Below are 25,307 nucleotides of genomic sequence, written 5' to 3'. Positions count from 1 at the left end.
TTACATTCTCATTGGACCAGCACCACGGCTATTGCTACGTTTTGCAGAATCATTTGACGTATCAGACGCATCTGCAATCACCACTTTGTCACCTTGTTTCAAGCCTTTAATCACTTGAGCAGTGACACGGTTATTTAAACCGATCAACACAGGTTGTGGTTTTGCAGTGCCATCGGCTTGAACTACACGAACCATCGACATAGAGGCTTTGCCTTGTTCAATCAGCGATTTTTCTTCAGCAGACAGCTCTAAGCGTTTTGGACGTTCAGTTTTAGCTTGATCGATATCGGCTGGCTTTTGTTCTTTGGCTCTGTTTGCATTACGCTCGCCACGTTTGCCTTGCGGGCGGTTTGAGCCTTGTAAGGCCGCTGCAGGCACAGTTAAGGCATTTTTTGCTTCATTCAGTACGATATAAACTTGTGCTGTCATATCAATACGTAACTTGCCATCTTCATTCGGTACATCAAATAAAGCGTTGTAATACACTGCAGTACTTGAAGATGAAGTCGATGAGTTGTTGGTTTCTGTATTAATTGAATTCGGTGCAGGTTCTACCTGGCGTAGTTTTGCATAGTGTTTTTTGTCGCTATTGCCCAAAGTGGTGAAATAAACGGTTTGACCTTCTTCAACTTTCATCACGTCGGCTTCAGAGATTTCAGCCTTAATGGTCATGTTGTCGAGTTTCGCCAATTTAACAATGGTCGGTGCACTTTGATTAGCGTTTACGGTTTGGCCTTCCTCAGTCACAATCGCCACAATGGTGCCGTCCATTGGTGCAACAATCTGTGTATAGCCCAAATCTTCTTTGGCGGTTGCCAGTGTTAAGCGAGATTGTTCAATTTGTGCATTAATCGCCAGGATATCCGCTTGTGCTGTTTTAAAGCTTGCCAGTGCGGATTCCAATTCGGCACGTGAAGTTGCATCTTGTGCATACATCGCTTGTTGACGTTGATATTCAGCTTGAACTTTGGCTAAGTTGGCTTGCTTGACTGCCAGTTGTGCTTGTTGATTTTTAATGCTCGCTTCAGCCGTTTTAAGGTCATTTTCCTGACGAATCGAATCAATTCGTGCAATTAGTTGACCTTGTTTGACTTGGTCGCCCAGTTTCACATACATTTTTTTGACCTGGCCGGAAACCTGTGCACCGACGCTGACCATTTTGGTGGCTTCAAGTACACCGGTTGCAAGCACAGAGTCTTCAATATCGCCGCGGCTAACTTCGCTGGTAATGTATTGAGGCGCTTGCTCTTTTGGCTTTAGGAAAAACCAGGCTGTGACCGCAATAGCAAGAATGCAGACCACAGCGACAACTATTTTGGACGGTTTTATTTTTGGCATAGTGAGCGTGCAAATTGAGAAAATTGAACAGAGTATAAAAGTTAAATGAGGATAAAACGTGAATATTTTTGCATCCAATAGAAATGATAACTATTTTTTACAAAAAAAATCTTTTTTATTCAATAGGTTTTAGGTGTACTTTGTTCTTGAGCACTTTTCTTGAGATTTTTAATTAAGATGAAAAATATATAAAAAGAGAAAGGGTAATATTGAAATGAAACTTAGAAGCAGATCACTCAAATTATAAAAATAAAATATTCAGTCTGGAGGAAAATGGTCTGCATCCGCGAAAACAGATGAGTTACCAAGCTTAGCTGGGAAATAAACTTCGACCACACATGCCGGCAATGGCCTGCATGACCAAGTGCTCAGGATTTTCTTTTCCCAAGCCTTTAATGGACGCATCAATACGTAACAGCAGCGAAGGCCAAGTCAGAAAGTTATTGGGATTGAGTCGTCTTAAAGCTTGCTGATATTGACTGACTTTATTTTTCCAAATGCCGAGTTGCAGGGCATTTTGTGGCTGTTCAAACAGTTGCATCAGCAAGCGCATTTCTTTGCTGATGCTCCATAAGATCAGACTCATCGGCTCACCTGAAGCAATCAGATATTGAAAAATTTTAATTGCCTGAGCCAGATTTCCCGCAAGTAAGGTATCTGTTAAATCATAAGTGGTGTAGCGCGACTGGTCTTGTAGACATGAATACAAATGATCAATCTGAATCACATCGACATCGCAAAAGGTATCGCTGACACGCATCAGACTGTTTTTTGCCGCCAGCAGGTTATGCTCATGATGCTGTTCCAGCCAAGCCCAGGCATCATTGGCCAGTTTAATCCCCAGTTTTTCTGCCTCAATTCCTAAAATCCGTTGCCGGTCTTGTGGGTAATTGGCAGTCAATGGCACAGTAACACCATTGGCGTCCACCACCTGGAAGAAACTGGATTTTAAGCTGCTGCTGTCCTGCTTGGGCATGACTACAAGCAACAGGTTTTGCTCATTGTGCTGAATATAGCTTTTCAGTTGCTTGATGCCATTTGCATCAGGCTTGATGTTGCCATGCACTTCAATGGCAAGTTGACTGGAAAAAAGCGATAAGCTATTTAACGCATTAAAAACATTTTTCCAGTCACTCACATTATTAATGTCATGACGCTGACGTTCAATTTCTTGTTTTTGCCAACTTTTCCGAAAAGCATCGAGTAAATTTTGTTCAAGCAATGGCTCTTGACCATACATAATCCAGGCACCGCGAGCTTCATCAACACGTTTCAGTGCTTGTGGATAGTCAAGTTTCATAGCTTAATTTCTATCTTTAAGGTTGAGTGGTTGATGCTGCTGGTTTGGCTGCGACTTTCGGTAAACGATTGGATGAAATCTGACGCACAATTTGCTGTGCAATGTCATCAACAATCACTTGATTAAGATACTTCTGTTCCTGGTCATCGGTGTTTACGGTCGCGACGTCATATTGATAGCTACGCGAAGCGGTCAGGGTGCGTGGTTCAGTCACAGGATTGCCTTGCGCATCTTCAATGCGGAAAGTTACGGTTAAGCGAAGCAAGGTTTCAACCAGTTTACCGTTAAGTTCATGACGTTGAGGTGTGTACTCAAGAACATGTAATACATAAGCATCTGGATTATTGCTCAGTTGAATACCGGTCGCACCCAGGTAGATTGCAAGTTTTTCGTGTAATTCTTCTGTGTTATCTGGAAGCGCTAAACTCATTTTCGAGTACGCAACAGGAGCTGTCGTTGGGTTGGTTCCTTTTAAGTGAAAACCACAACCGACTAAGCTGGCACTTAGGCCCAAAGTTAATACAATCGCTGCAACACGTTGAACCAAATGCATGCTTATTCCTCTGTTTATCCCAAAGATGGGTAAATGAATTCCTGAGTTGATTGTAAAGTCAAAGCCCGTTGATTGACAACGGGCTTTGTGTTTTTTAAGCCTCCCTTTCTTAAAGGGAGGTTGGAGGGATTTTTCCTTTCACATTCCTTCTTTTATGCCATATATGGCTCGGGGAGAAGGAGTTATAAGGATTTAAACCACCAAGTTAACCAATTTATTCGGAACAACAATTTCTTTCTTGGTTGGGCCAGTCAAGAATTGTTGAACTTCTGGTAATGCTTTTGCCTGAGCCAAAATGTCTTCTTTAGACGTATCAACTGAAACTTCCAACTTACCGCGAAGCTTACCGTTTACTTGAACCACGATAGTTTGCGTATTACGTGTCAAAGCAGACTCATCCACAACAGGGAACAGTGCTTCAGTTAACTCAATACCAAATTCAGTCAATAAGGTTTGACTTAAATGCGGTGCAAATGGAGCAAGCATTGTTAGTAAGGTAATAATGGCATCACGTTCAACTGCAACATCATTGTCAGATTTCGCTTCAAATTTGTTGATGCTATTCAATAATTCCATTTGTGCCGCAATGGCGGTATTGAATGCATGACGACGTTCTAAGTCATCACCCACTTTCTGAATGGTTTCATGTGTTTTACGACGTAAATCTTGCGCATCTTTAGACAGGCTAGCAGTATCAATATTCGCTGCAGGGTTGCCTTTTTCTAAGAACCCTGTCGCCAAACGCCAGACACGTTTCAGGAAGCGGTTCGCACCTTCAACACCTGCATCAGACCATTCTAGAGATTGATCAGGAGGAGCTGCAAACATCATGAATACACGTGCAGTATCTGCGCCGTATTGGTCAATAATCGCTTGCGGGTCGATACCATTATTTTTCGATTTCGACATTTTTTCCTGACCACCAACTACGACTTCTTGGCCATCACCTTTATATTTTGCAGAAAGCACACGACCTTTTTCGTCTTTTTCTAGCTCGATATCCGCAGGGTTAAACCAGGTTTTTTTGCCTGACTCTGCTTCACGGTAGAAGGTATCCGCCAAAACCATGCCTTGAGTGAGCAAGTTGGTGAATGGTTCATTGCCTTGTACCACGCCTTCATCACGCATTAATTTGTGGAAGAAACGTGCATATAACAAATGCAGAATCGCGTGTTCAACACCCCCAATGTATTGATTCACTGGAAGCCAAGATTGCGCAGCTTCAGGTTTCACCATACCGCCAGTGAAATCAGGCGATGCATAACGTACGTAATACCAAGAAGACTCTACAAAGGTATCCAGGGTATCTGTTTCACGACGTGCGTCAGCGCCACAGCAAGGACATTTAGTCTCATAGAATTCTGGCATTTTGTTAAGCGGGTTACCTGAACCATCCGGAACCACGTCAGTCGGTAAAATCACTGGAAGCTGTTCTTCAGGTACAGGCACCTGACCACATGTTTCACAGTTGATCATTGGAATTGGACAACCCCAATAACGCTGACGAGAAACACCCCAGTCACGTAAACGGAACTGAACTTTGGTATTGGCAAGTTTCTGCGGTTCTAATTTAGCAATGAACGCATCAAAAGCAGCTTGGAAATCCAGACCATCAAATTCGCCAGAATTGACCAGTTTACCTTCTTTCGAACCGTACCATTCTTGCCATGTGGTAGCAGAGAATCCAGCATCATCTGCGCCTTTCGCATCAATCACTTGCTTGATGGTTAGGCCATATTTGTTGGCAAATTCGAAATCGCGTTCGTCATGTGCAGGAACAGCCATCACCGCACCTGAACCATAAGACATCAATACGTAATTGGCGATCCACACCGGAACTGCTTCACCAGTCACAGGATGCTTAACTGAAAGACCTGTTGCCATGCCTTTCTTTTCAGCAGTCGCAAGATCAGCTTCTGCAACAGAACCCATACGGCATTCTTCAATAAATGCCGCCAATTCAGGATTGGTTTCAGCAGCTTTCAGCGCCATTGGATGTTCAGCAGCAACCGCAACATAAGTCACACCCATCAAGGTGTCGCCACGCGTGGTATAAACAGTTAAATCATCGGCATAAATTTCAGGGTTTGCTGAAGGGAAAGTGATTTCCATGCCTTGTGAGCGACCAATCCAGTTACGCTGCATGGTCAACACTTGTTGTGGCCAGCCATCTTTGAGTGAATCTAGATCGTCTAATAATTCTTGCGCATAGTCGGTAATGCGGAAGTAATACATTGGAATATCACGTTTTTCTACCAATGCACCTGAACGCCAACCGCGACCATTTTCAACCTGTTCATTGGCAAGAACAGTTTGGTCTACAGGATCCCAGTTCACTGTTGAAAGTTTGCGATAAATCAAGCCTTTCTTATACAGCTGTACAAATAGCCATTGTTCCCAGTGGTAATACTCTGGTGTGCAGGTTGCAAATTCACGATCCCAGTCCACTGAAAGACCGAGTTTTTTCAATTGATCACGCATGTAGGCGATATTTTCAAAGGTCCATTTTGCCGGAGCAACCTGATGGGCAATCGCTGCATTTTCTGCAGGAAGACCGAACGCATCCCAACCCATTGGTTGCAGCACAGTTTCACCTTTTAGGCGGTGGAAACGGCTGATCACGTCACCAATGGTGTAGTTACGCACATGACCCATATGCAGCTTGCCACTTGGGTAAGGGAACATCGATAAGATATAGCGATGTTTACCTTCTACAGTGTCGGCAACTTTAAAGGCTTTGCGAGTTTCCCAGTCTTGTTGGACAGAAGGTTCAATCGCACTGGCTTGATATTCAGGGTCAATGTGAGTAGTCATAAACGTAATTAAGAACAACGGTTAAAAGTTTGTTGCACAGCATAGCGCAAAATGCACCTAAAAGTGAATTTTGCGGCGATGTATAAATAAGAAAATATCGAAGTTTTTGGATAAATATCAGCAGTTGAATTTATAGCGCCAACTCGGTCATTGTGCGGCAGGTGCCGAAGTCTCAGAATCCGGTTGTGCCTGAATCCTAGGCGATGCAGTTGGCGTCGGTAAAACAATGACTTTTTCACCAGACACGATGGTGGTGTTTTGAGTCGGCTGCTCTATATTCTTGATGTTTTCAGGAGTTGATTGGTGAGGCGCTGAAGTGCGAGGGGCACCATAGGTATCCACTTTACCTTTTTTCTTGGCCGATTTTGGTGGTGGAGTGGTGGTGTAATGCGTAGAACCTTTTGCATCGACCCATTTGTAATATTCTTTAGCAAAGCCGGTGGTGGAACTTAGACTGAAGGTAACGCATGCAGCCATGAATCCAGTTTTAAGCAAAGATGATGACATAATGAACAAGTCCCTATAAGAATCAGTCGGTTGTAATATATGGAAGATATTTACATTCTAGGTTTCATATTTTATATGATTTTCGCTTATTTGCAGAAAAAAAAGATAAGCTGACGAATGATGTTGATCGCTGAATTCTGCAAAAAAATGCTTCATTGTGGCGTTAATTTTTAATACCAAGCTGTTCTGTTTTTTTTGATTGATTTATGATCATATGAGTAATGGGATTGTAATGAAAATAAAGATGAAATATTTAATAACTGACAGGGCTATTTAAAACTCTTATTGAGAAAGAATAAATTTGCAAAGTCATAACATATTAAAATTATTTATTTAATTTATAGTATTTTTTTATGAGCAAACTGTCAGGTGTAACGAAGTGATTGGTTTTTCTGGTGAAATCATCCATAAACAAATAAATGCTGAAATGAATCAAAAAGCTTAAAAAACAGCCGGTCTGTAAATAATCAAGAAAAAGCTAATTTTTAAACTTGACTTTAATAGTCGAAACCACAAAAATGCTGACTGTAGTTTTATATGCGTTTATTTGATCACCCTTCGAATCAGCGTCATTTTAGCAATGGACTTCTTCTCTAGCCGAGAAGCTGAACAAAGCCAACAAAATATGTTTATCCCAACATGTTTTAGACCTCATATTGCTCAAACAGCAGTCAGGTCAGATTTTTTTCCTATTGCTATGAAAACTATGAAATTTGTGTGCTATAACAGTGCATACAGTTAATGAATTAACCACTACAAATGCCCTCCATTTGTTAGTGAAAAAGATTAGGGTGAATCACGTTGGAACTTTTATCTGGTGGTGAAATGCTCGTTCGCGCATTGGCGGACGAAGGCGTTGAACATTTATTTGGATACCCAGGCGGCGCAGTACTGCATATTTACGACGCGCTCTTTCAACAAGACAAAATCAATCATTACCTCGTACGTCATGAGCAAGCTGCTGGTCACATGGCAGATGCCTATTCGCGCGTCACAGGTAAAACTGGTGTGGTACTTGTCACATCAGGCCCAGGTGCAACCAATACAGTAACGCCTATTGCAACGGCCTATATGGACTCAATCCCAATGGTGATTTTGTCTGGTCAGGTTGCAACACATTTAATTGGCGAAGATGCATTCCAGGAAACAGACATGGTTGGTGTTTCTCGCCCAATCGTGAAACATAGTTTCCAGGTGCGTCATGCCAGTGAAATTCCTGGAATTATCAAAAAAGCATTTTATATTGCATCTTCAGGTCGTCCTGGTCCTGTAGTTGTTGATATTCCTAAAGATGCAACCAATCCTGCAGAAAAATTCGCTTACGAATATCCTGAAAAAGTGAAGATGCGTTCGTATCAACCTCCGCATCGTGGTCACTCAGGTCAAATCCGTAAAGCCATTGAAGAGCTGATTAGCGCTGAACGTCCAGTCATTTATAGTGGTGGTGGTGTTGTTCAAGGCAATGCATCTGAATTATTGACAGAACTTGCACATCTTCTAAATTTCCCGGTAACCAATACCCTTATGGGCTTAGGTGCTTTCCCGGGGACTGATGAGCAGTTCGTTGGTATGTTAGGTATGCATGGTAGGTATGAAGCCAACATGACCATGCACAATGCAGACGTGATTTTGTGTATCGGTGCGCGTTTCGATGACCGTGTAACCAATAATCCAGCAAAATTCTGTCCAAATGCAAAAGTGATTCATATTGATATCGACCCAGCGACGATTTCAAAAACCATCATGGCGCATATTCCAATCGTGGGTGCGGTAGAACCTGTACTTCAAGAGATGTTGGTTCAATTGAAACAAATGAATGTTTCCAAGCCAAATCCTGAAGCGATTGCTGCATGGTGGTCTCAAATCAATGAATGGCGCAAAGTACATGGCTTGCGTTATGAAGCAGGCGTTGATGGTGTAATGAAACCACAGCAGGTGGTTGAAGCACTTGATCGTATCACCAACAGTGAAGCCATTATTACTTCAGACGTAGGTCAGCATCAGATGTTCGGTGCCAACTACTATAAATACAAACGTCCACGTCAATGGATTAACTCTGGCGGTTTGGGAACAATGGGTGTGGGCTTGCCATATGCCATGGCTGCGAAACTCGCATTCCCCGACCAGCAAGTCGTGTGTATTACGGGTGAAGCATCGATTCAGATGTGTATTCAGGAATTATCGACATGTAAGCAATATGGCTTAAATGTGAAAATTCTCTGCTTGAATAACCGTGCTTTAGGTATGGTTAAACAATGGCAGGATATGAACTACGAAGGTCGTCATTCAAGTTCTTATGTAGATTCATTGCCAGATTTTGCCAAATTGATGGAAGCCTACGGTCACGTCGGTATTCAAATTGACCATGCAGATGAGCTTGATTCTAAGCTTGCCGAAGCAATGGCCATCAATGATAAGTGCGTATTCATCAACGTTATGGTTGATCGTTCAGAACACGTTTATCCAATGTTGGTTGCTGGTCAATCTATGAAAGATATGTGGTTAGGAAAAGGAGAGCGCACAAAATGAGACACATAATTTCTGTACTCGTTGAAAATGAAGCTGGTGCGCTTTCTCGCTTAGTCGGTTTGTTCTCTCAACGTGGTTATAACATTGAGACTTTAAACGTAGCACCGACTGAAGATCCAACCATGTCGCGTTTGACCCTTACCACTTATGGTGATGATCATAAAATTGAACAAATCACTAAACAGCTCAACAAGTTGGTTGAAGTTGTAAAGGTTGTGGATTTGTCTGAAGGTGCGCACATTGAGCGTGAACTGATGTTGATTAAAGTGAAATCACTTGGATCAGCACGTGCGGAAATCAAACGTACTGCAGACATTTTCCGTGCACAAATTGTCGATGTAACACCGACGACCTATACGATTCAAATCGCAGGTACCACTGAAAAGCTGGATGGCTTTATTGATGCGCTGGCAGAAAATACCATTCTTGAAGTGGTGCGTTCAGGTGTATCCGGTATCGCGCGCGGCGAAAAAGTTTTAACAATCTAATAGATTTAATTTTATTCACACATTCTGTTCATCATATAGATGAGCTTCCAAGCTAATGAATACCAATAACATCATTGGCTTGGATAAAAGGAAACGAAAGCATTTAAGCGGAGACAGCAATGCAAATTTTTTACGATAAAGACACAGACTTATCTATCATCCAATCTAAGAAAGTAGCGATCATTGGTTACGGTTCACAAGGTCACGCGCATGCGCTTAACCTTAAAGACTCTGGCGTTGACGTAACTGTTGGTCTACGTGCTAACTCTGCTTCTTGGAAGAAAGCTGAAAATTCTGGTCTTAAAGTTGCTGAAGTTGCTGCTGCTGTAGCGCAAGCTGATGTAGTTATGATCTTGACTCCAGATGAATTCCAATCTCAACTTTACCGTGACGAGATTGAGCCAAACATCAAGCAAGGTGCTACTTTAGCGTTTGCTCACGGTTTCTCAATTCTTTATAACCAAGTTGTTCCACGTGCTGACTTAGACGTGATCATGGTTGCGCCTAAAGCACCTGGTCACACAGTACGTTCAGAATACCAACGTGGTTCAGGTGTTCCTGACTTAATCGCAATTCACCAAGATGCTTCTGGTAATGCACGTAACGTTGCGCTTTCTTATGCTTCAGGCGTAGGTGGCGGCCGTACAGGTATTATCGAAACTTCATTCCGTGAAGAAACTGAAACTGACCTATTCGGTGAGCAAGCGGTTCTTTGTGGTGGTGCGGTTGAATTGGTTAAAATGGGCTTCGAAACTTTGGTTGAAGCTGGTTATGCGCCTGAAATGGCATACTTCGAATGTCTACACGAACTTAAATTGATCGTTGACTTAATGTTCGAAGGCGGTATCGCGGACATGAACTACTCTGTATCGAACAACGCTGAATATGGCGAATACGTAACTGGTACTGAAGTTATCAACGAACAATCTCGTGAAGCAATGCGTAATGCGCTTAAACGTATTCAATCTGGCGAATACGCGAAGATGTTCATTCAAGAAGGTGCGTTGAACTACCCATCTATGACTGCTCGTCGTCGTCAAAACGCAGCGCATGGTATTGAAGTAACTGGTAACAAGTTACGTGCAATGATGCCTTGGATCCAAGCGAACAAGATTGTAGATAAAGAAAAGAACTAAGTTCTAATTTCTAAGTCAAAGAGCCCTTGTTTTTAACAGGGGCTTTTTTATACAAGGTAGCTTTCCCTTTCTTGCATTTTGTGACAAGCAGAGTTTTGTCTCCTTGCACTTCATTCAAAGCAGAGCTTTGAATTTGCTCATACCTTGGATTCAAGCGAACAAGATTGTAGACAAAGAGAAAAACTAAGTTTTTTTCTGTTTCAAAGATACAAAAAAGGCCGCTCAATTGAGCAGTTTTTTTGTGATACAGTACTCATAATTTCCGCATTTATAAGTGTGCTGAACAATGAAAACTAAATTATTGCTTTGTATTGCTGCGTTGACTTTTACCAACCTAAGTGCGGCTGAAACCATTTTAATTCCTCCAGAATACAAGCCACTCAATAATGTTCGTGTTTCCATGCAACGCATGTTGCGTTCGAGCGAGGGAAGATATTTCCTTAGCTTATATGCAGGTATTTGGAATCCGCATGCCACGCTATATGATCTTATTGAAGATCAGACAATCAATTTAAAAGGATTGCAAAAAGGGGATCAGCTGGATTTAAAATCTATTGATGCTGACCCTGAAAATATAACAAGCAGTACTTATCAATTATCGGGGATGCTTAATGCCAATAGCGGTGATCTGAAGGCGGTGTTTGTTGAAGGTGATGATGCTTTAGGGAAAGCTATTCAGTTTGAGCCTGCAATAAAAATTGCAGATAAACCTAATTTTATCTTTAAATTCTATGGCTTAGAAGATATTCAGCAACCCTATGGTTCGGTACTCAAACGAGTAGACATTGTAAATAAAAATAATAATAGCATTGTACAGGCGCTGTCAGGATTTAGCGCATTTCCAAAAAGTATCGGTTATATGGATGTTAATTTTGATGGATATTACGATATTGTGTTGTCAGATATTTCAGAAGAACGAACAATTCAAGATAAACGTTATATTTACTGGATGTTTAACCCCAAAAACAAGCAGTTTCAACGCTCCCCCCAACTTGAAAGAATTGTAGGATTTCCAAAATTACATGGTGATAAACAACAGATTGATTTTGGAGATGGACAGGTGTATCAAGTAGAAAAAGGCTTATTAAATCGAATAGAATAAATATAAATTTTAATAAAATAATTATACTATGTATAGGCTTATATCGAATAATGGCTTTAAGATTTTCGATATTAAATTTTGTATGTGAAATAATTATAATTTAATAGTCTGAATTAACTCATTTTTTTTAAGCTAAGTGGGTTTTACATGGGTTAGCTTATGTATTTTTTAATGATTAAATAATAGTATTAATCGCTTTTTAATCCTAAATTATAAATTTTATTTAAATAAATATTCATTTAATATTTTTTATAATCCATTTCTCAATAAATATAGGATTTAATTTCTTAAAAAATCATTCTTAAAACATTACATGCTGAATTAAAGTAAGTACGATTACTTAAAATTTGGGAAATATCGAAAGCAATATAAATACAATCAAAATAATTGATAATTATGACAAGATTTTTATTTTGAATAAGATTTATAAACTTGAATTTTTAGTTTTTATTGAATGTTTTTAATTGTTTGATATTTTAATAATAAGAGTGTAAGTATAAAATTATTAAAATGAGAGGTTGTTATAAAAATAACGTAAAATTAAAAAATAAATCACGTATTTATGAGAAAATAAGAAATAAATTTTACTCTTTTGTAATTTATGTAATCTTATTATGTTTTTGTGTAATACATTAATAATTTAAAAAAAATATAGAAATTAAGTATTTAGTTTTTTATTAATTTATTTTACGAAATATTTAGTTGTTTTTTGACATAATTGGAAACAAGTTTAAATTGTATCTTATTGTTTAGTAATCTAAATCTTAATAAAAATAGCGTTCTATCCAAGAGTGGCAGTGAAAAATCAAAATATAAAAAAATATTGTGAATAATAACATTTTTAAAATTTTTATATTAATCGTAATAAGATAAATCAACGATTACGAAACCTTACTCATAATAAAAAGAGTTACAAACGTAATTGTTAACATTAAATATATAAACATTCTTATTACATTCTTTAAAAAGAAATGGAGAAAGTTATGAATAAAACAATACAAGCCGCATTAGCAGCACTAGCCTTTGGTGTATGTGTAACAAGCGTGCATGCAGGAGAAGCAGATCGTGGAGGTGGGCATAAACCAGGAAAATCTTCTTGCGGTCATGACTGTAAAGGCAAAATTGATATCGTATTAGAAGTTCCAAAACATTGTGATCTTGATATTGCAGATTCAAATCTTGTACTTACAGAACAAAATAATTATACCGATGCCACAACCTTTGGTGTACGTACCAATGCGGATTATAGTTTGACGATTACACCTCCTGGAACACTGGTCAATGGTACTCGTTCTGTGCCGGTAAGTATTCAAACTACTCGACGGGGTGGGGCTACATACCGCAGTGGCTCGACGGTAACTTGGGATGGACGTGAACATACTTATGGTGTTCGAGCTCAGGCCCGTAACATTGGTATCGGAACATATGCGGGTACTTACCGAGGAACTTATGGTGTAGAAGTTAAATTCTAACTTAAAAGCATTCTCTATTTTAAAAAAAGATCATATAGGAGGTGCATTTCAGCATCTCCTATTTTTAGCCTTTAAAAGCAGAAAAATAATTTTATATATTTGGGGCAAAGAATAATGAAAAAAATAATAGGTTTTTGTGGATTACTTCTGTGTAGTTTATCTGTATCTGCAGGAATAAAATTTAACCCTATACAGTTATATATTCAAGATTCGACCCGGCAAAGAAGTACCACAGTCAGCGTCGAAAGCACAGGATTAAAGAAATCACGGATATTTGAAATTTCTGCAGTGAAGTGGAAACAAAATCAGCAAGGTGAAGATATTTTAGAAGAAGATAAAACACTTTTATTTAACCCTAAAACTTTTGAATTAAAACCCGAGAGTAAACAAATTGTACGTGTTGGTTTTAGTCAACCACTCGCAAATATGAATCAAGAACAGACATGGCGTATCATTTTTAAAGAGGTTACGCCCATTGAAGATGATTCCTCGATTAATTTTTTATTTAATTTTTCCTTGCCATTATTTGCTGGGAAACAGGTGAATCCTAAATTAAACCTAAAATTAGAAAAACTAGATAATCAAGCTTATTTAAATATTGATAATTTGGCCAAATCGCACATAAAAATTGTTGAAATTCTTGTAACAGATAATAAAGATAAAGAAATTTTAAAAAAGAAATTGGGTCAGTATGTTTTGGGGGGGAATCGGATCAAGCTTGAGCTTGGGGAGATTACCAATAATAATGAGTTAAAAATTAAAATTAAAACAGATAAGGATGAGAAGTATTTGGAATACTCAGTAAAAGGATAGGGGTAGTGCTATGAAGGCCACTAAGATTCTTACAATGATCATTTGTAGTATAAGTTTTACTCATGTAAATGCAGATAGTAATCAGCAAGTAAATCAACAACAAGAAGTAGATATGGTCATTGTAAATATCTGGATCAATGGCCTGGATTATAAAACGGAAGCAGTTACTTTTTTGAGGGATGGAAAAAAATTTATTGAATGTCAGGCCTTAAAAAATGTAGGAGTCCGTATCGAGAAATTGGGCAGGGATATTCTTAAAAAAGATTTTTGTTTATTGACTTCATCTTCAATAAAATTTGAAGATGATCAAGCTTTACAAGCAATAAAAATAAATTTTCCACCAGATTATTTTGAAGATACGCAATATGATTTAAATACCACTACGCCACCAGAAAAAGCAAGCTTTGGTGGTTTTTTGAACTATAGTCTTTTTTATAGTAAAGATAATTATGAGCAGGACTTTAATACATTTTCTGAACTAGGCATATTTAAAGACTATTGGTTATTAAAAAATTCTTTTTTATATAGAAATAGTCCAGATGAATTCGAAAAGAAATTACTTCGAGTAAACAGTACTTTGGATATTGAATTTCCTGAAAAATTTTTAACATTAACTCTCGGGGATACGACCAGTCCTTACAACACTTTAAATAATTCATTCCGGTTTGGAGGACTGAGTATTGGAACGAATTATACAGATCGGCCAGATTTCATTTACTGGAATGCACCGACTCTAAAAGGAAGTGCTGCGCTCCCTTCCACAGTCGATTTATACCTTAATGGCGTTCAATTGTATAAAAATTCTGTGACACCAGGTAATTACTCCCTGCCTACGGGAGCACTCATTAATCAGGCAGGAAATGCCCAAATTGTTGTGGAAGATATTTTGGGGAATAGAACTGTTCAGAGTTTTCCTATCTATATCAATAATCAATTACTCAAACCTAAGTTAAATGAATACAATTTCTCTTTAGGTAAACTCAGATATAACTATGATGAGGTTGATGATGATTACCGAGACTTTTTTTCGAAATTATATTTTAGGCGAGGAATTACTTCATCCACTACTCTAGGAGGAGATGTTTTATATAGTGAGGAGGCGAGTAATGCCAGTTTGTTATGGACTCAAGCATTAAGCAAATTTGTACTTTTAGACACTGCTTTTGCGCTAAGCGATGCTAAAAATGAGCAAGGATATGGTGCTTCTGTATCTCTTAGCCGAGATTTTATGAATTGGTCATTTGGAATAAATAGCCGTTTTTTTTCTGAGCAATATAAATATATTAGTGATGAAGAATTTAATTCTAATATCAAAACATCCAATCTGGTTTATTTTAATTTTTATAACCTTAAATATATAGATGGGCTGAACATAAGTTATATCGATCAGACAAATTATACTTCTAATAATGCTGACCCGAATGACCGCAAAATTTTTGATATTATTGCAAGGAAAAATTTAACCAATAATTTGTATTCAACCTTCGGTTTTTTTAAAGATTTTGGAGATGATGAGGACTATGGGTTTAATATTGCATTTAATTATAATTGGGTTGGAAAAGGTCAAATCAATTTAAACCATGATACTGACAACGATGAAACCCGACTAAGCTTTAGAAAAACAACAATGACACAAAATGGCTTTGACTATGTGTTAGGTGTAAACCGAATTGAAGATGAAATAAATTATAATGCTTATGGGTTGTGGAAAACTGATATTGGTAACTTGCGTGTTTCTCATGATGAATATAAAGATAATCGAATTTCACAAGCCATGTTTGAAGGTGCATTAGTTTGGTTAGGTAATAAAGCGGCATTAACCAAATATGCCGATAATGCTTTTGCCCTTGTTAACGTCAATAATCATTCAAATTTGGATATTTATAAATCCTCATCATTGGTCGGTAGCACTAATGATAAAGGCTATATGTTTGTACATCATATTATTCCTTACATAAATTATGATATTTCTTTTGATCAGAATCAGTTGCCTATGGAGGAAACTTTTGAATCTTCTTCTAAAAGATTGGTTGGCCTAGATCAACGCGGATATAAAATCGATTTTCCCATTTATAAAACAAAACGCCTTGCTATAAATATTAAAGATATTAATGGAAATAACTTATTGGCAGGATCAGAAGTTCAGGTAGAAGGAATATCCACAGAGCCATATTTTGTGGGAAGTGATGGGATCGTCTATTTGTATGTATCCAAGCCTGATCGTTACAACCTTGTAGTTAAGACGCAAGGGGGAACGCAATGCCAGTCTCAATTTGTCCTTAATCAGAATCAATTCGAAAATTTAGCTAATCAGGTTTTGAGCCCCGTATGTAAATAGGAGTTGAAAATGAATAAATTCATTTTAATAATTTTAGGCGCATTGATGAGTGAAATGGTTGCTGCTCAACAATGTTCAATTGATGGATTTACTAACTCGGAAATGCGCTTGGCAAGTTATCAGCGTAGTCAGTCGGCAACTTCATTTAATATTTCATGCGATGCGAGCTATTCGATTTTATTTAATAGCCAAAATTTAATCACACCCAATGGAATGAGTTATATTTCAAATGGGCCATATAAATTAAGGACCAAGTTGAATTTGAGAGGAGCAAATCAAAATTTATGGGGAGTGCACCTTAATCAGGCTGGAGCACAAAGACAAAAATATATTATATCTGTACAACTTGAAGATAATCCTTTAAATGGTGTTCCCGCAGGAATCTATCGAGATCGAGTTTCAGTTGATATTTCATTCTAATATAAATTCGATTATTAAATAAGTTGCACAATCTTTAGAGTGTTTTGAGTTGATTAATAATAAAAGTGAGTAGGGCTTATGAGATTTATTTCGATAATTTAAGTGCCGTCCCAAAATAGTTTTTTCGGAAGAAAGTTTACTGAAGCTTATTATTTGAATGATTTTATATATTGGTATGAGGGAATATAGAAGCTTTTATGAATACGGATCGGCAGTAAAGAAACATTTAACGATCATGTTACATGGGCAATGCTTTAGTCTTTATTCACTTTTACCTTATAAGACGTGTCAATAAACGGTCATATAATAATCATCAAACTGAAAGAAACAACATCTACGCTAAGTTTAAAATAACGACATAGGTGTTGTATGACAAATTTATATGCGACCAGTCTGCTCAAACAACAAGATTTTCCAGAAACTTTTCAATTTTATTTTAAACAAAAAAAGCAAGATATTAGGTGTGATGAGACCCAGGTTTTAAGTGACTTGGTTCGTCCACGCCTAAAAATAGCTATTGTCACTGAGACTTGGCCTCCAGAAATTAATGGAGTGGCACTCTCTTTACTACAATTATGTAAAGGTTTACAAAAACAAGGTCATAAAATTTTACTGATTCGACCAGAGCAACAGCCGACTTGTCATGACTTTACACCTAATAAAGAGTGTTTGGTCAGAGCACAATCTATTCCCAAGTATCCAAACCTTCAATTTGGTTGGCCACAATTTTTAAAACTATCATATGCACTGGATGTATTTGTACCAGACGTTGTGCATATTGTTACCGAAGGACCCTTGGGTTTGAGTGCTCTGCAGGCTGCAAAAACCAAAGGAATTCCTGTTTCAAGTGGCTTCCATTCACCTTTTCAAGAATTTAGTCGCTTCTTTGATTTGGCTTTTTTAGTTAAGCCTATTCAGCGCTATTTACGTTGGTTTCATAACAATACACAAATGACATGTATTCCCAGTAAAGATACAGAATATATTTTAAGAAAGTTTGGAGTTTGTTGTCCTTTGGCTATTGTCGGGCGTGGTGTGGATGTTGCATGTTTTTCTCCAGAATATCGTTCGGATGCTTTGCGCCAACAGTGGAAGGTAACTCCAGAAACCAGGGTAATGTTGTATGTAGGACGGTTGTCTCCCGAAAAGGAAATAGAGGTTGTGGTGAATGCATATATGGCTATGAAGCGAGCGACTCGGCAGGATGTAAAACTCGTTATTGTTGGTGATGGGCCAGATCGAAGCCGATTGGAAATGTTATGCCAAAGTCATGACGTTATTTTTATGGGAAACTTAAGCGGTTTGAATTTAGCTCAGGCCTATGCTAGCGCCAATGTATTTGTGTTCGCCAGCCAAGTGGAAACTTTTGGTAATGTGGTGCTTGAGGCTATGGCGAGCGGTTTGCCGGTCATTGCTTATGATTATGCCAGTGCGCACTTGTATGTCAAAAATGGTGAAACTGGCTGGTTAAGTCCTTTGGGTCGGATGGATAAACTGATTCAGTCGATTGATCAATTACCGAATAATCAACAGTTAAAATACATGGGGATGAAAGCCCGTGAAACAGTAATGGATGCAGGATGGCAGCATCCGGTACGACAATTTGAACAGGCACTCTATGGAGTTGCCAGAGAGAGGCAAATGACATCCTGAATTTTAAGCAGACGCTTAAAGGAGCATCATCATGAAATTAAAAAAAGCAATAATAACGATGCTGGATCTCGATTTAAAAGGATGTTTATATCTGAATCATTTCTCCCATTCACAAACTGTCGCCTATTTTTTTAAAATTATTAGCCGTCTGGGCAATGGTTTGTTTTGGTGCCTGATGTTGGCCAGTCTTTGGGTGTTGGAAGATAGCTTTTATATAGAGCAATTGCTATATATCTTGATTAGTGGATCTGTGGGTTCTGCAATCTATAAAATTTTAAAACAAAAAACCACGCGTCCTCGACCTTATCAGGTGCATCAAGTAGTTATGTTACAAGAGCCGCCGCTAGATCATTTTAGTTTTCCGTCTGGACATACCTTGCATGCCGTCATGGCCAGTACAGTGTTGGGCTATATTCAGCCGATGTTACTTGTTTTTATGTTGCCGTTTACGCTTTTGGTTGCCGTCTCGCGTATGGTTTTAGGGCTGCATTATCCGAGTGATGTGATTGTAGGTGCATTGATTGGGGTGTTGGTTGCCACTGGCATTATTTTTACCGCGCCATTTTTAAATATCGTGTTATAAAAATGTCTTTTAAAAATCGAAAAACTCTCTCTCGATTTTAGGAATTTGTTAAAGTAGGGCATTCATTTAGCGTTTAGGAATAACCATGGGTTTACGTTGGACTGACACCATTGATCTTGCCATTGAACTTTCTGAAGCCCATCCAGATGTCGATCCACAATGGATTCGTTTTACAGACCTGCATGCCTGGGTTTGTGCATTGCCAGACTTCAAGGATGACCCGGAAAAATCGACTGAAGGTCTGTTGGAAGGGATCCAAATGGCGTGGATTGACGAAGTTCGTTAATCAGTAAATCGAAAAAAGCAACTTTTTACATATCAAAAGCTGATACTTGCTGATTATCTCGGTATAATGCGGCAAAATTTTCTCGTCAAATTGACATAAGGAGCCAATCATGGCTATCGAACGCGCTTTATCTATCGTTAAACCAGACGCAGTTGCTAAAAACCACATTGGCGACATCTTTGCTCGTTTTGAGAAAGCTGGTCTTAAAATCGTTGCAACTAAAATGAAACATTTGACTCAAGCTGAAGCTGAAGGCTTTTACGCTGAGCACAAAGAACGTGGTTTCTTCGGTGACCTAGTTGCATTCATGACTTCTGGTCCTGTTGTTGTATCTGTTCTTGAAGGCGAAAACGCTGTTCTTGCTCACCGTGATATCTTGGGGGCGACTAACCCTAAAGAAGCTGCTCCTGGTACTATCCGTGCAGATTTCGCTGTAAGCATCGACGAAAATGCTGCTCACGGTTCTGACTCTGTAGCATCTGCTGATCGTGAAGTTAACTACTTCTTCGCTCAAACTGAGATTGCTCCACGTACTCGTTAATTCGAAGTATTCAAGCCAGATAAGTGTTATTATACTTATCTGGTTTTTTTATTTTCTGAATAAAACTTTGCTCGATTATTGAGCTTCTCCTTTCATCTTTAGACATGGTTTAGGTAATTACACATGAGTACTGAAGTCGTCGCTGTCTCTGCAATTTCAGCTGAACAGCAACCATCTCCATCCACTCCAACACAGCAAAATGCTGTGGAAAAAGTGAACTTACTCGGCATGTCACGTCCGCAACTGGAAAAATTCTTCGAAGATATTGGCGAGAAGAAGTTCCGTGCCGGTCAGGTGATGAAATGGATTCATCAGTTCTTTGTGACTGATTTTGCTGAAATGACCAATATTTCAGGCAAACTTCGTGAAAAACTGGAACGGGTTTGTGAAGTCAGAGCACCAGAAGTGGTACACCGTAACTATTCTAAAGACGGTACCCGTAAATGGGTGTTCCGTGTCGGTGATGGTGACGGTTCACTGGTTGAAACCGTGCTGATCCCGGCAGAAGACAAAACCGGTCTACGTAAAACCTTGTGTATTTCTTCACAAGTGGGTTGTGCGCTGGATTGTTCATTCTGCTCGACCGGTAAACAGGGTTTCCAGCGTGATTTAACCCCTGCAGAAATCATCGGTCAGCTGTGGATGGCAAACTATTCTTATATGGAAGAAGTGCCTGTTGCAGAGCGTGAGCGTTCAGTGACCAATGTAGTGATGATGGGCATGGGCGAGCCATTGCTCAACTATGACGCTGTGCTGAGTTCAATGCGCATTATGCTGGATGACTTTGCCTATGGTATGTCTAAACGCCGTGTGACCTTATCAACTTCAGGTGTGGTACCGAAGATTGACCAGTTGGCCAAAGACATAGATGTAGCACTTGCCATTTCTTTACATGCGCCAAATGATGAACTGCGTAATGAACTGGTTCCAATTAATAAAAAATATCCTTTAGAACAGCTTATTGCTGCATGTCAGCGTTATATTGCCAAAGATGGTAACGAAAGTTCACGTAAACACGTGACCATTGAGTATGTCATGCTGGATGGCGTGAATGATCATCCTGAACATGCGCAACAAATGATTAAGCTACTTAAAAATTTACCAAGTAAAATTAATTTAATTCCATTTAACCCATTCCCGCATGCACCATACGGTCGTTCAAGCCGTAACCGCATTATTTCTTTCCAAAAAACTTTGTCTGATGCCGGTTTTGTGTGTACGATTCGTCAGACACGTGGTGATGATATTGATGCTGCGTGTGGACAGTTAGTGGGTCAAGTGGCTGACCGTACCCGTCGTGCGGAACAGTGGAAAAAGAAAATTGCGCAAAGTAATGAGATTATGCGCTCTCAAGGATAATAAAAGGGGACGCCAATTGAGAAAGCCCGCATATAAATTAGCTTTTATTACAACGATTTGTATGTCTGCTATTTTTATCACTGCTTGTCAGACACAGACAACCATGGTGAAGAAAGATCCAGAAAAAGCAATTAAAGTTCGCACTCAATTGGCTGCAGAATATATTAAATCCGGTGATCTGGATTCTGCAAAGCGTACTTTAGACCAAGCGCTTGAAATGAATTCCCGAGATTCTGCTGCGAATATGATGATGGGGATTTTACTGCAACAAGAGGGCAGTAAAGTCAGCATGGATAAAGCAGACGCATATTTTAAGCGTGCCATTTCTGCTGATCCCCAAAATGCGCAAGCGCGTAACAACTACGGTACTTATTTGTATCAAATTGAGCGTTATAATGACGCGATTGAGCAGCTCAATGTGGCGGGAACGACATTGGGTTATGATCAACGTTACAAGGCACTGGAAAATGTTGGACGCATTTATTTAAAACTAGGTGACATGACGAATGCTGAAAAATCATTCAAACAGGCCCTACAAGTAAATCGTGATTCCTACATTTCAATGTTAGAGTTGTCCGAAATTTTTTATTTGAAACAGCAGACCGCGGCTGCGACACAATTGTATGAACAGTTTGTGCGTGGTGTAGGTCAAAAGAATCAAGGTGCGCGTGCGCTCTGGATTGGTATCCGAAATGCACGGGCAAATAGTGACACGATGGGAATGCAGGCACTTGTCAATCAATTGCGTGCGCTTTTCCCGGAAAGTCCGGAATACCAACGTTATCTGCAATTACAGTACAGTACTGAGGCCGTATGGAAGTAAATCCTAATTCACAGCAATCAAATGGTTCAAGCGTAGTACCCAATGCATTAGGAAATGTTCAGCGTCCAGGTGAGTACTTACGTCAAATTCGAATTGCACAAAAGCGTGAATTAAATGACGCTGCCAAAGATTTGAACATGCAAGTGAAAACTTTGACAGCTTTAGAACAAGATGATTATAAAGCTTTGCCGGAAGCGACCTTCATTAAAGGTTACTACCGTATTTATGCCAAATATTTAAAGGTCGATGCAACCGCAAGCATTCAGCGTTTTGATGAAATTTATCAAAATGATACGGGATTATTGCCCAATCATGCCTTAAATAATTCACCGATTAAAATCATGGGCAAACTGCCAGGTTCAAATCGTGATCGCAATAAGAAGTGGTTAAAACGTATTGTTATTGCTTTAGTGGTGCTGTTTGCTGTAGTTGCTGCGGTGATGGCTGTGCAAAACATGTCGTCAAATAAAGAAGATGGCCCAGAAATTGCCCCAGCACAATCTGACGTGGAAGTGTTGAATTTAGATAATTCAACCGCTGTATCGGGTGATCAGTTGGAACTTCAGTTTAGCCGTCCAACCTCTGTGCATATTGTGGATTCAACCGGTAAAGTTCTGGCAACAGGTCGTCAGGCATCGACAGTGAAATTAAATGGTGAAACTCCATTCCAAATTCGTCTGGATGATGCATCAGCTGTAACCTTAACCTTGAATAATGAAAATATTGCGTTGTCACCTTATACAGTGAATGGCAAAGCAGATTTCCGTTTATCACGTTAATGGGTAAAGAGAAGAGCGATATTAATGATTGAAAATCCGATTAAGCGCCGTCCCACTCGTAAAATTCGTGTTGGTTCCGTCTATGTAGGTGGTGATGCACCCATCAGCATCCAAAGTATGACCAATACCGAAACTTGTGACGTTGCTGCAACTGTTGCGCAAATTCAACGTTGTGCCGACGCCGGTGCGGACATCATGCGTGTTTCTGTTCCATCGATGGAAGCAGCAGCGGCATTTGGTGAAATCCGTAAGCAAGTCAATGTGCCCTTGGTTGCCGATATTCATTTCGACTATAAAATTGCTTTGGCAGTTGCCGATGCCGGTGCAGATTGCTTGCGGATCAACCCGGGCAATATTGGTTCGGAAGCAAAAATTCGTGAAGTGGTTGCTGCGGCACGTCACAACGATATTTCCATGCGTATTGGTGTAAATGCCGGTTCACTGGAAAAAGATATTCAGAAAAAATATGGCGAGCCGACAGGTCAAGCATTACTTGAATCTGCGATGCGTCATATCGAGATTTTAGACCGTCTGGATTTTCAGGAATTCAAGATTTCGGTGAAAGCGTCGAATGTGTTTTTGACCATGGATGCTTACCGTTTATTATCAGCGCAAATTGATAATCCACTGCATTTGGGTGTGACTGAAGCGGGCATTTACCGGACTGGTTCAGTGAAATCAGCGATTGCCTTGGGCGGCCTGTTGATGGAAGGCATTGGCGATACCATGCGTATTTCCTTGGCAGCAGAGCCTGAAGAAGAAGTGAAAATTGGTTTTGATATTTTGAAATCATTGGGGCTTCGTTCTAACGGGATTAACTTTATTGCCTGCCCAAGCTGTTCGCGCCAGGAATTTAACGTGATTAAAGTGATGCAATCACTGGAAGAGCGTTTGGAAGATATTCGTACCCCCATGGATGTATCCGTGATCGGGTGTAAAGTGAATGGTCCGGGCGAAGCCAAAGAAGCCGATATTGGCGTTGTAGGTGCAAGTCCGCGTTCACTGGTGTATCGTAATGGCGAGAAAAGCCATTTAATTGATACCAATCAATTGGTTGATGAAATCGAAACTATGGTTCGTCAACGTGTTCTAGAGCTTGAAAAAGCTAAATCTAAAGAGATTATTCGTACAGGTTTTTCTGAGTAGATCATGAGTTCAATTGTCGCAATCAAAGGTTTTAATGACATTCTCCCAACGCAAACTGCTGCGTGGAGACGTCTTGAGCAACATTTAGCATCACTTATGGATGCTTATGGCTACCAGCAAATCCGTTTGCCGATTGTTGAACAGACCAATCTGTTCAAACGTTCAATTGGTGATGCGACGGATATTGTTGAAAAAGAAATGTACACCTTCCTGGATAAGGGTAATCCACCTGAGTCTTTGACTTTGCGTCCTGAAGGGACTGCAGGCTGTGTACGTGCCATGCTCGAACATAACTTGCTTCGCGGTGCGACACCTCGTGTGTGGTATGTCGGGCCAATGTTCCGTTATGAAAAACCACAAAAAGGTCGTTACCGTCAGTTCCATCAATTTGGTGTGGAAACATTTGGTGTGGCTACACCAGATATGGAAGCAGAATTGATTTTGATGACTGCACGTTTGTGGAAACGCATGGGTGTGGCGGATAAAGTTCAGCTTGAACTGAACACTTTAGGTGAGTCGGACGAACGTGCTGCATACCGTGCTGCACTGGTGGAATTCTTAGAATCGCATAAAGCAGAACTGGATGAAGATTCACAGCGTCGTTTAGCAACCAATCCATTGCGTATTCTCGATTCTAAAGATGCACGTACGCAACAAATTCTTGAAAATGCACCGAAACTTCACGACTTCATGGGTGAAGAAACTTTGGCTCACTTTGCGCAATTGCAGCAGTATTTAACGGATGCAGGCGTGGAATTTGTGATTAACCAGAAACTGGTTCGTGGTCTCGACTACTACAACAAAACTGTCTTTGAATGGACAACTACACACTTGGGTTCACAAGGAACGGTTTGTGCCGGTGGTCGTTACGACGGTCTTGTGGGACAATTGAAAGGCAAGGCTGATCAGTCTGTACCTGCAGTTGGTTTTGCGATGGGTATGGAACGTTTACTGCTTCTACTTGAACAGGTTGAAGACAATACACCTGTACGTGATTGTGAAGTATTCTTGTTATCCGATCCTGCATCACAAGGGAAAGCCCTGGTACTTGCAGAACAAATTCGTAATCAGCTGGAAGCAGCAAATAGCAATATTCGCCTGAAAGTCGGTTCCCAAGGTTCGATGAAATCTCAGATGAAAAAAGCTGATCAATCAGGCGCTATTTTTGCCGTGATTGCAGGTGAACGTGAATGGGAAGCACAACAATTAGCTGTGAAAGAATTGGCGACTGCCGAGCAAACTGATGTTGCTGTGGCGAATATTGTGCCATTTTTCATTGAAAAATTTTCTTCAAAATAAGCTTAAAAAACATAAGGAAAAGGTAATC

The 25,307-nt window shown here is 39.7% G+C and carries 22 protein-coding genes; 17 read left to right on the top strand and 5 right to left on the bottom strand.

The window, feature by feature from the left end; all coding sequences use genetic code 11:
- The 5 genes from ACU0NF_RS05570 to ACU0NF_RS05550 all read right to left on the bottom strand — a co-directional run bounded on the left by ACU0NF_RS05570 (position 1) and on the right by ACU0NF_RS05550 (position 6,512).
- Positions 1 to 1,338 (bottom strand): MacA family efflux pump subunit, encoded by a 1,338-nt coding sequence (locus ACU0NF_RS05570; protein ID WP_445660412.1) that lies wholly within the window; start codon positions 1,336 to 1,338, stop codon positions 1 to 3.
- A 310-nt stretch (positions 1,339 to 1,648) separates the two neighbouring features.
- Positions 1,649 to 2,638 carry a DNA polymerase III subunit delta gene (holA, locus tag ACU0NF_RS05565; RefSeq protein ID WP_445660411.1) on the bottom strand — a complete coding sequence of 330 codons (990 nt, stop codon included), beginning with the start codon at positions 2,636 to 2,638 and terminating at the stop codon, positions 1,649 to 1,651.
- 16 nt (positions 2,639 to 2,654) lie between these two features.
- The gene (locus ACU0NF_RS05560; protein WP_445660410.1) at positions 2,655 to 3,191 is read right to left on the bottom strand and encodes an LPS-assembly lipoprotein LptE; all 537 of its coding nucleotides are present in this window, start codon (positions 3,189 to 3,191) and stop codon (positions 2,655 to 2,657) included.
- A 192-nt stretch (positions 3,192 to 3,383) separates the two neighbouring features.
- A complete protein-coding gene (gene leuS / locus ACU0NF_RS05555) occupies positions 3,384 to 6,005 on the bottom strand; it encodes a leucine--tRNA ligase (protein ID WP_445660409.1) in 2,622 nt (873 codons plus the stop codon).
- A 147-nt stretch (positions 6,006 to 6,152) separates the two neighbouring features.
- On the bottom strand, positions 6,153 to 6,512 hold the full coding sequence (locus ACU0NF_RS05550; protein WP_445660408.1) for a DUF4124 domain-containing protein: 360 nt from the start codon (positions 6,510 to 6,512) through the stop codon (positions 6,153 to 6,155).
- Positions 6,513 to 7,313: 801 nt separating this feature from the next.
- Here ACU0NF_RS05550 and ACU0NF_RS05545 point away from each other — a divergent pair.
- The 17 genes from ACU0NF_RS05545 to hisS all read left to right on the top strand — a co-directional run bounded on the left by ACU0NF_RS05545 (position 7,314) and on the right by hisS (position 25,279).
- Positions 7,314 to 9,041, top strand: coding sequence for an acetolactate synthase 3 large subunit (locus tag ACU0NF_RS05545; protein WP_445660407.1), 1,728 nt, complete (start codon positions 7,314 to 7,316; stop codon positions 9,039 to 9,041).
- Entirely contained in the window at positions 9,038 to 9,529 is a 492-nt protein-coding gene (gene ilvN / locus ACU0NF_RS05540) for an acetolactate synthase small subunit (protein ID WP_131287452.1), read from the top strand. Before ACU0NF_RS05545 ends, ilvN begins: the two co-directional genes overlap by 4 nt.
- Before the next feature lie 119 nt (positions 9,530 to 9,648).
- Entirely contained in the window at positions 9,649 to 10,665 is a 1,017-nt protein-coding gene (gene ilvC, locus ACU0NF_RS05535; protein WP_445660406.1) for a ketol-acid reductoisomerase, read from the top strand.
- Between the two features lie 286 nt (positions 10,666 to 10,951).
- A complete protein-coding gene (locus tag ACU0NF_RS05530) occupies positions 10,952 to 11,767 on the top strand; it encodes an XAC2610-related protein (RefSeq protein ID WP_445660405.1) in 816 nt (271 codons plus the stop codon).
- Positions 11,768 to 12,810: 1,043 nt separating this feature from the next.
- On the top strand, positions 12,811 to 13,239 hold the full coding sequence (locus tag ACU0NF_RS05525) for a hypothetical protein (protein WP_445660404.1): 429 nt from the start codon (positions 12,811 to 12,813) through the stop codon (positions 13,237 to 13,239).
- A 114-nt stretch (positions 13,240 to 13,353) separates the two neighbouring features.
- Positions 13,354 to 14,052, top strand: coding sequence for a fimbrial biogenesis chaperone (locus ACU0NF_RS05520; RefSeq protein WP_445660403.1), 699 nt, complete (start codon positions 13,354 to 13,356; stop codon positions 14,050 to 14,052).
- A 10-nt stretch (positions 14,053 to 14,062) separates the two neighbouring features.
- Entirely contained in the window at positions 14,063 to 16,390 is a 2,328-nt protein-coding gene (locus ACU0NF_RS05515) for a fimbria/pilus outer membrane usher protein (protein ID WP_445660402.1), read from the top strand.
- 9 nt (positions 16,391 to 16,399) lie between these two features.
- The gene (locus ACU0NF_RS05510; RefSeq protein WP_445660401.1) at positions 16,400 to 16,810 is read left to right on the top strand and encodes a hypothetical protein; all 411 of its coding nucleotides are present in this window, start codon (positions 16,400 to 16,402) and stop codon (positions 16,808 to 16,810) included.
- A 369-nt stretch (positions 16,811 to 17,179) separates the two neighbouring features.
- Positions 17,180 to 18,463: a glycosyltransferase family 4 protein gene (locus tag ACU0NF_RS05505; RefSeq protein ID WP_445660400.1), complete on the top strand. Its 1,284-nt coding sequence runs from the start codon at positions 17,180 to 17,182 to the stop codon at positions 18,461 to 18,463.
- Between the two features lie 31 nt (positions 18,464 to 18,494).
- Entirely contained in the window at positions 18,495 to 19,046 is a 552-nt protein-coding gene (locus tag ACU0NF_RS05500) for a phosphatase PAP2 family protein (protein WP_445660399.1), read from the top strand.
- Positions 19,047 to 19,131: 85 nt separating this feature from the next.
- Positions 19,132 to 19,332 (top strand): Fe-S cluster assembly protein IscX, encoded by a 201-nt coding sequence (gene iscX / locus ACU0NF_RS05495; protein ID WP_086192927.1) that lies wholly within the window; start codon positions 19,132 to 19,134, stop codon positions 19,330 to 19,332.
- A 109-nt stretch (positions 19,333 to 19,441) separates the two neighbouring features.
- Positions 19,442 to 19,873, top strand: a complete 432-nt coding sequence (ndk, locus tag ACU0NF_RS05490; RefSeq protein WP_131267131.1) for a nucleoside-diphosphate kinase — start codon at positions 19,442 to 19,444, stop codon at positions 19,871 to 19,873.
- 123 nt (positions 19,874 to 19,996) lie between these two features.
- Positions 19,997 to 21,232 (top strand): 23S rRNA (adenine(2503)-C(2))-methyltransferase RlmN, encoded by a 1,236-nt coding sequence (rlmN, locus tag ACU0NF_RS05485; protein WP_445660398.1) that lies wholly within the window; start codon positions 19,997 to 19,999, stop codon positions 21,230 to 21,232.
- Positions 21,233 to 21,293: 61 nt separating this feature from the next.
- A complete protein-coding gene (gene pilW, locus ACU0NF_RS05480) occupies positions 21,294 to 22,055 on the top strand; it encodes a type IV pilus biogenesis/stability protein PilW (RefSeq protein WP_131385948.1) in 762 nt (253 codons plus the stop codon).
- Complete coding sequence (locus ACU0NF_RS05475) at positions 22,046 to 22,834, top strand: helix-turn-helix domain-containing protein (protein WP_445660397.1); 789 nt, start codon at positions 22,046 to 22,048, stop codon at positions 22,832 to 22,834. The genes pilW and ACU0NF_RS05475 overlap by 10 nt, the downstream gene beginning before the upstream one ends.
- Before the next feature lie 24 nt (positions 22,835 to 22,858).
- Positions 22,859 to 23,980: a flavodoxin-dependent (E)-4-hydroxy-3-methylbut-2-enyl-diphosphate synthase gene (gene ispG / locus ACU0NF_RS05470; RefSeq protein WP_445660396.1), complete on the top strand. Its 1,122-nt coding sequence runs from the start codon at positions 22,859 to 22,861 to the stop codon at positions 23,978 to 23,980.
- A 3-nt stretch (positions 23,981 to 23,983) separates the two neighbouring features.
- On the top strand, positions 23,984 to 25,279 hold the full coding sequence (gene hisS, locus ACU0NF_RS05465) for a histidine--tRNA ligase (RefSeq protein WP_445660395.1): 1,296 nt from the start codon (positions 23,984 to 23,986) through the stop codon (positions 25,277 to 25,279).
- The last annotated feature ends 28 nt before the right edge of the window (positions 25,280 to 25,307 follow it).

This window comes from Acinetobacter sp. F16, assembly GCF_052712855.1.
The sequence above is the reverse complement of the archived record's forward strand: the minus strand, read 5'-3'. Positions and strand labels throughout refer to the sequence as shown.

Coding starts and splice junctions, on each gene's coding strand:
- ACU0NF_RS05570 (WP_445660412.1), bottom strand. CDS start 1,338: ATGCCAAAAATAAAACCGTCCAAAATAGTTGTCGCTGTGGTCTGCATT.
- holA (WP_445660411.1), bottom strand. CDS start 2,638: ATGAAACTTGACTATCCACAAGCACTGAAACGTGTTGATGAAGCTCGC.
- ACU0NF_RS05560 (WP_445660410.1), bottom strand. CDS start 3,191: ATGCATTTGGTTCAACGTGTTGCAGCGATTGTATTAACTTTGGGCCTA.
- leuS (WP_445660409.1), bottom strand. CDS start 6,005: ATGACTACTCACATTGACCCTGAATATCAAGCCAGTGCGATTGAACCT.
- ACU0NF_RS05550 (WP_445660408.1), bottom strand. CDS start 6,512: ATGTCATCATCTTTGCTTAAAACTGGATTCATGGCTGCATGCGTTACC.
- ilvN (WP_131287452.1), top strand. CDS start 9,038: ATGAGACACATAATTTCTGTACTCGTTGAAAATGAAGCTGGTGCGCTT.
- ilvC (WP_445660406.1), top strand. CDS start 9,649: ATGCAAATTTTTTACGATAAAGACACAGACTTATCTATCATCCAATCT.
- ACU0NF_RS05530 (WP_445660405.1), top strand. CDS start 10,952: ATGAAAACTAAATTATTGCTTTGTATTGCTGCGTTGACTTTTACCAAC.
- ACU0NF_RS05520 (WP_445660403.1), top strand. CDS start 13,354: ATGAAAAAAATAATAGGTTTTTGTGGATTACTTCTGTGTAGTTTATCT.
- ACU0NF_RS05515 (WP_445660402.1), top strand. CDS start 14,063: ATGAAGGCCACTAAGATTCTTACAATGATCATTTGTAGTATAAGTTTT.
- ACU0NF_RS05510 (WP_445660401.1), top strand. CDS start 16,400: ATGAATAAATTCATTTTAATAATTTTAGGCGCATTGATGAGTGAAATG.
- ACU0NF_RS05505 (WP_445660400.1), top strand. CDS start 17,180: ATGACAAATTTATATGCGACCAGTCTGCTCAAACAACAAGATTTTCCA.
- ACU0NF_RS05500 (WP_445660399.1), top strand. CDS start 18,495: ATGAAATTAAAAAAAGCAATAATAACGATGCTGGATCTCGATTTAAAA.
- iscX (WP_086192927.1), top strand. CDS start 19,132: ATGGGTTTACGTTGGACTGACACCATTGATCTTGCCATTGAACTTTCT.
- ndk (WP_131267131.1), top strand. CDS start 19,442: ATGGCTATCGAACGCGCTTTATCTATCGTTAAACCAGACGCAGTTGCT.
- rlmN (WP_445660398.1), top strand. CDS start 19,997: ATGAGTACTGAAGTCGTCGCTGTCTCTGCAATTTCAGCTGAACAGCAA.
- pilW (WP_131385948.1), top strand. CDS start 21,294: ATGTCTGCTATTTTTATCACTGCTTGTCAGACACAGACAACCATGGTG.
- ACU0NF_RS05475 (WP_445660397.1), top strand. CDS start 22,046: ATGGAAGTAAATCCTAATTCACAGCAATCAAATGGTTCAAGCGTAGTA.
- ispG (WP_445660396.1), top strand. CDS start 22,859: ATGATTGAAAATCCGATTAAGCGCCGTCCCACTCGTAAAATTCGTGTT.
- hisS (WP_445660395.1), top strand. CDS start 23,984: ATGAGTTCAATTGTCGCAATCAAAGGTTTTAATGACATTCTCCCAACG.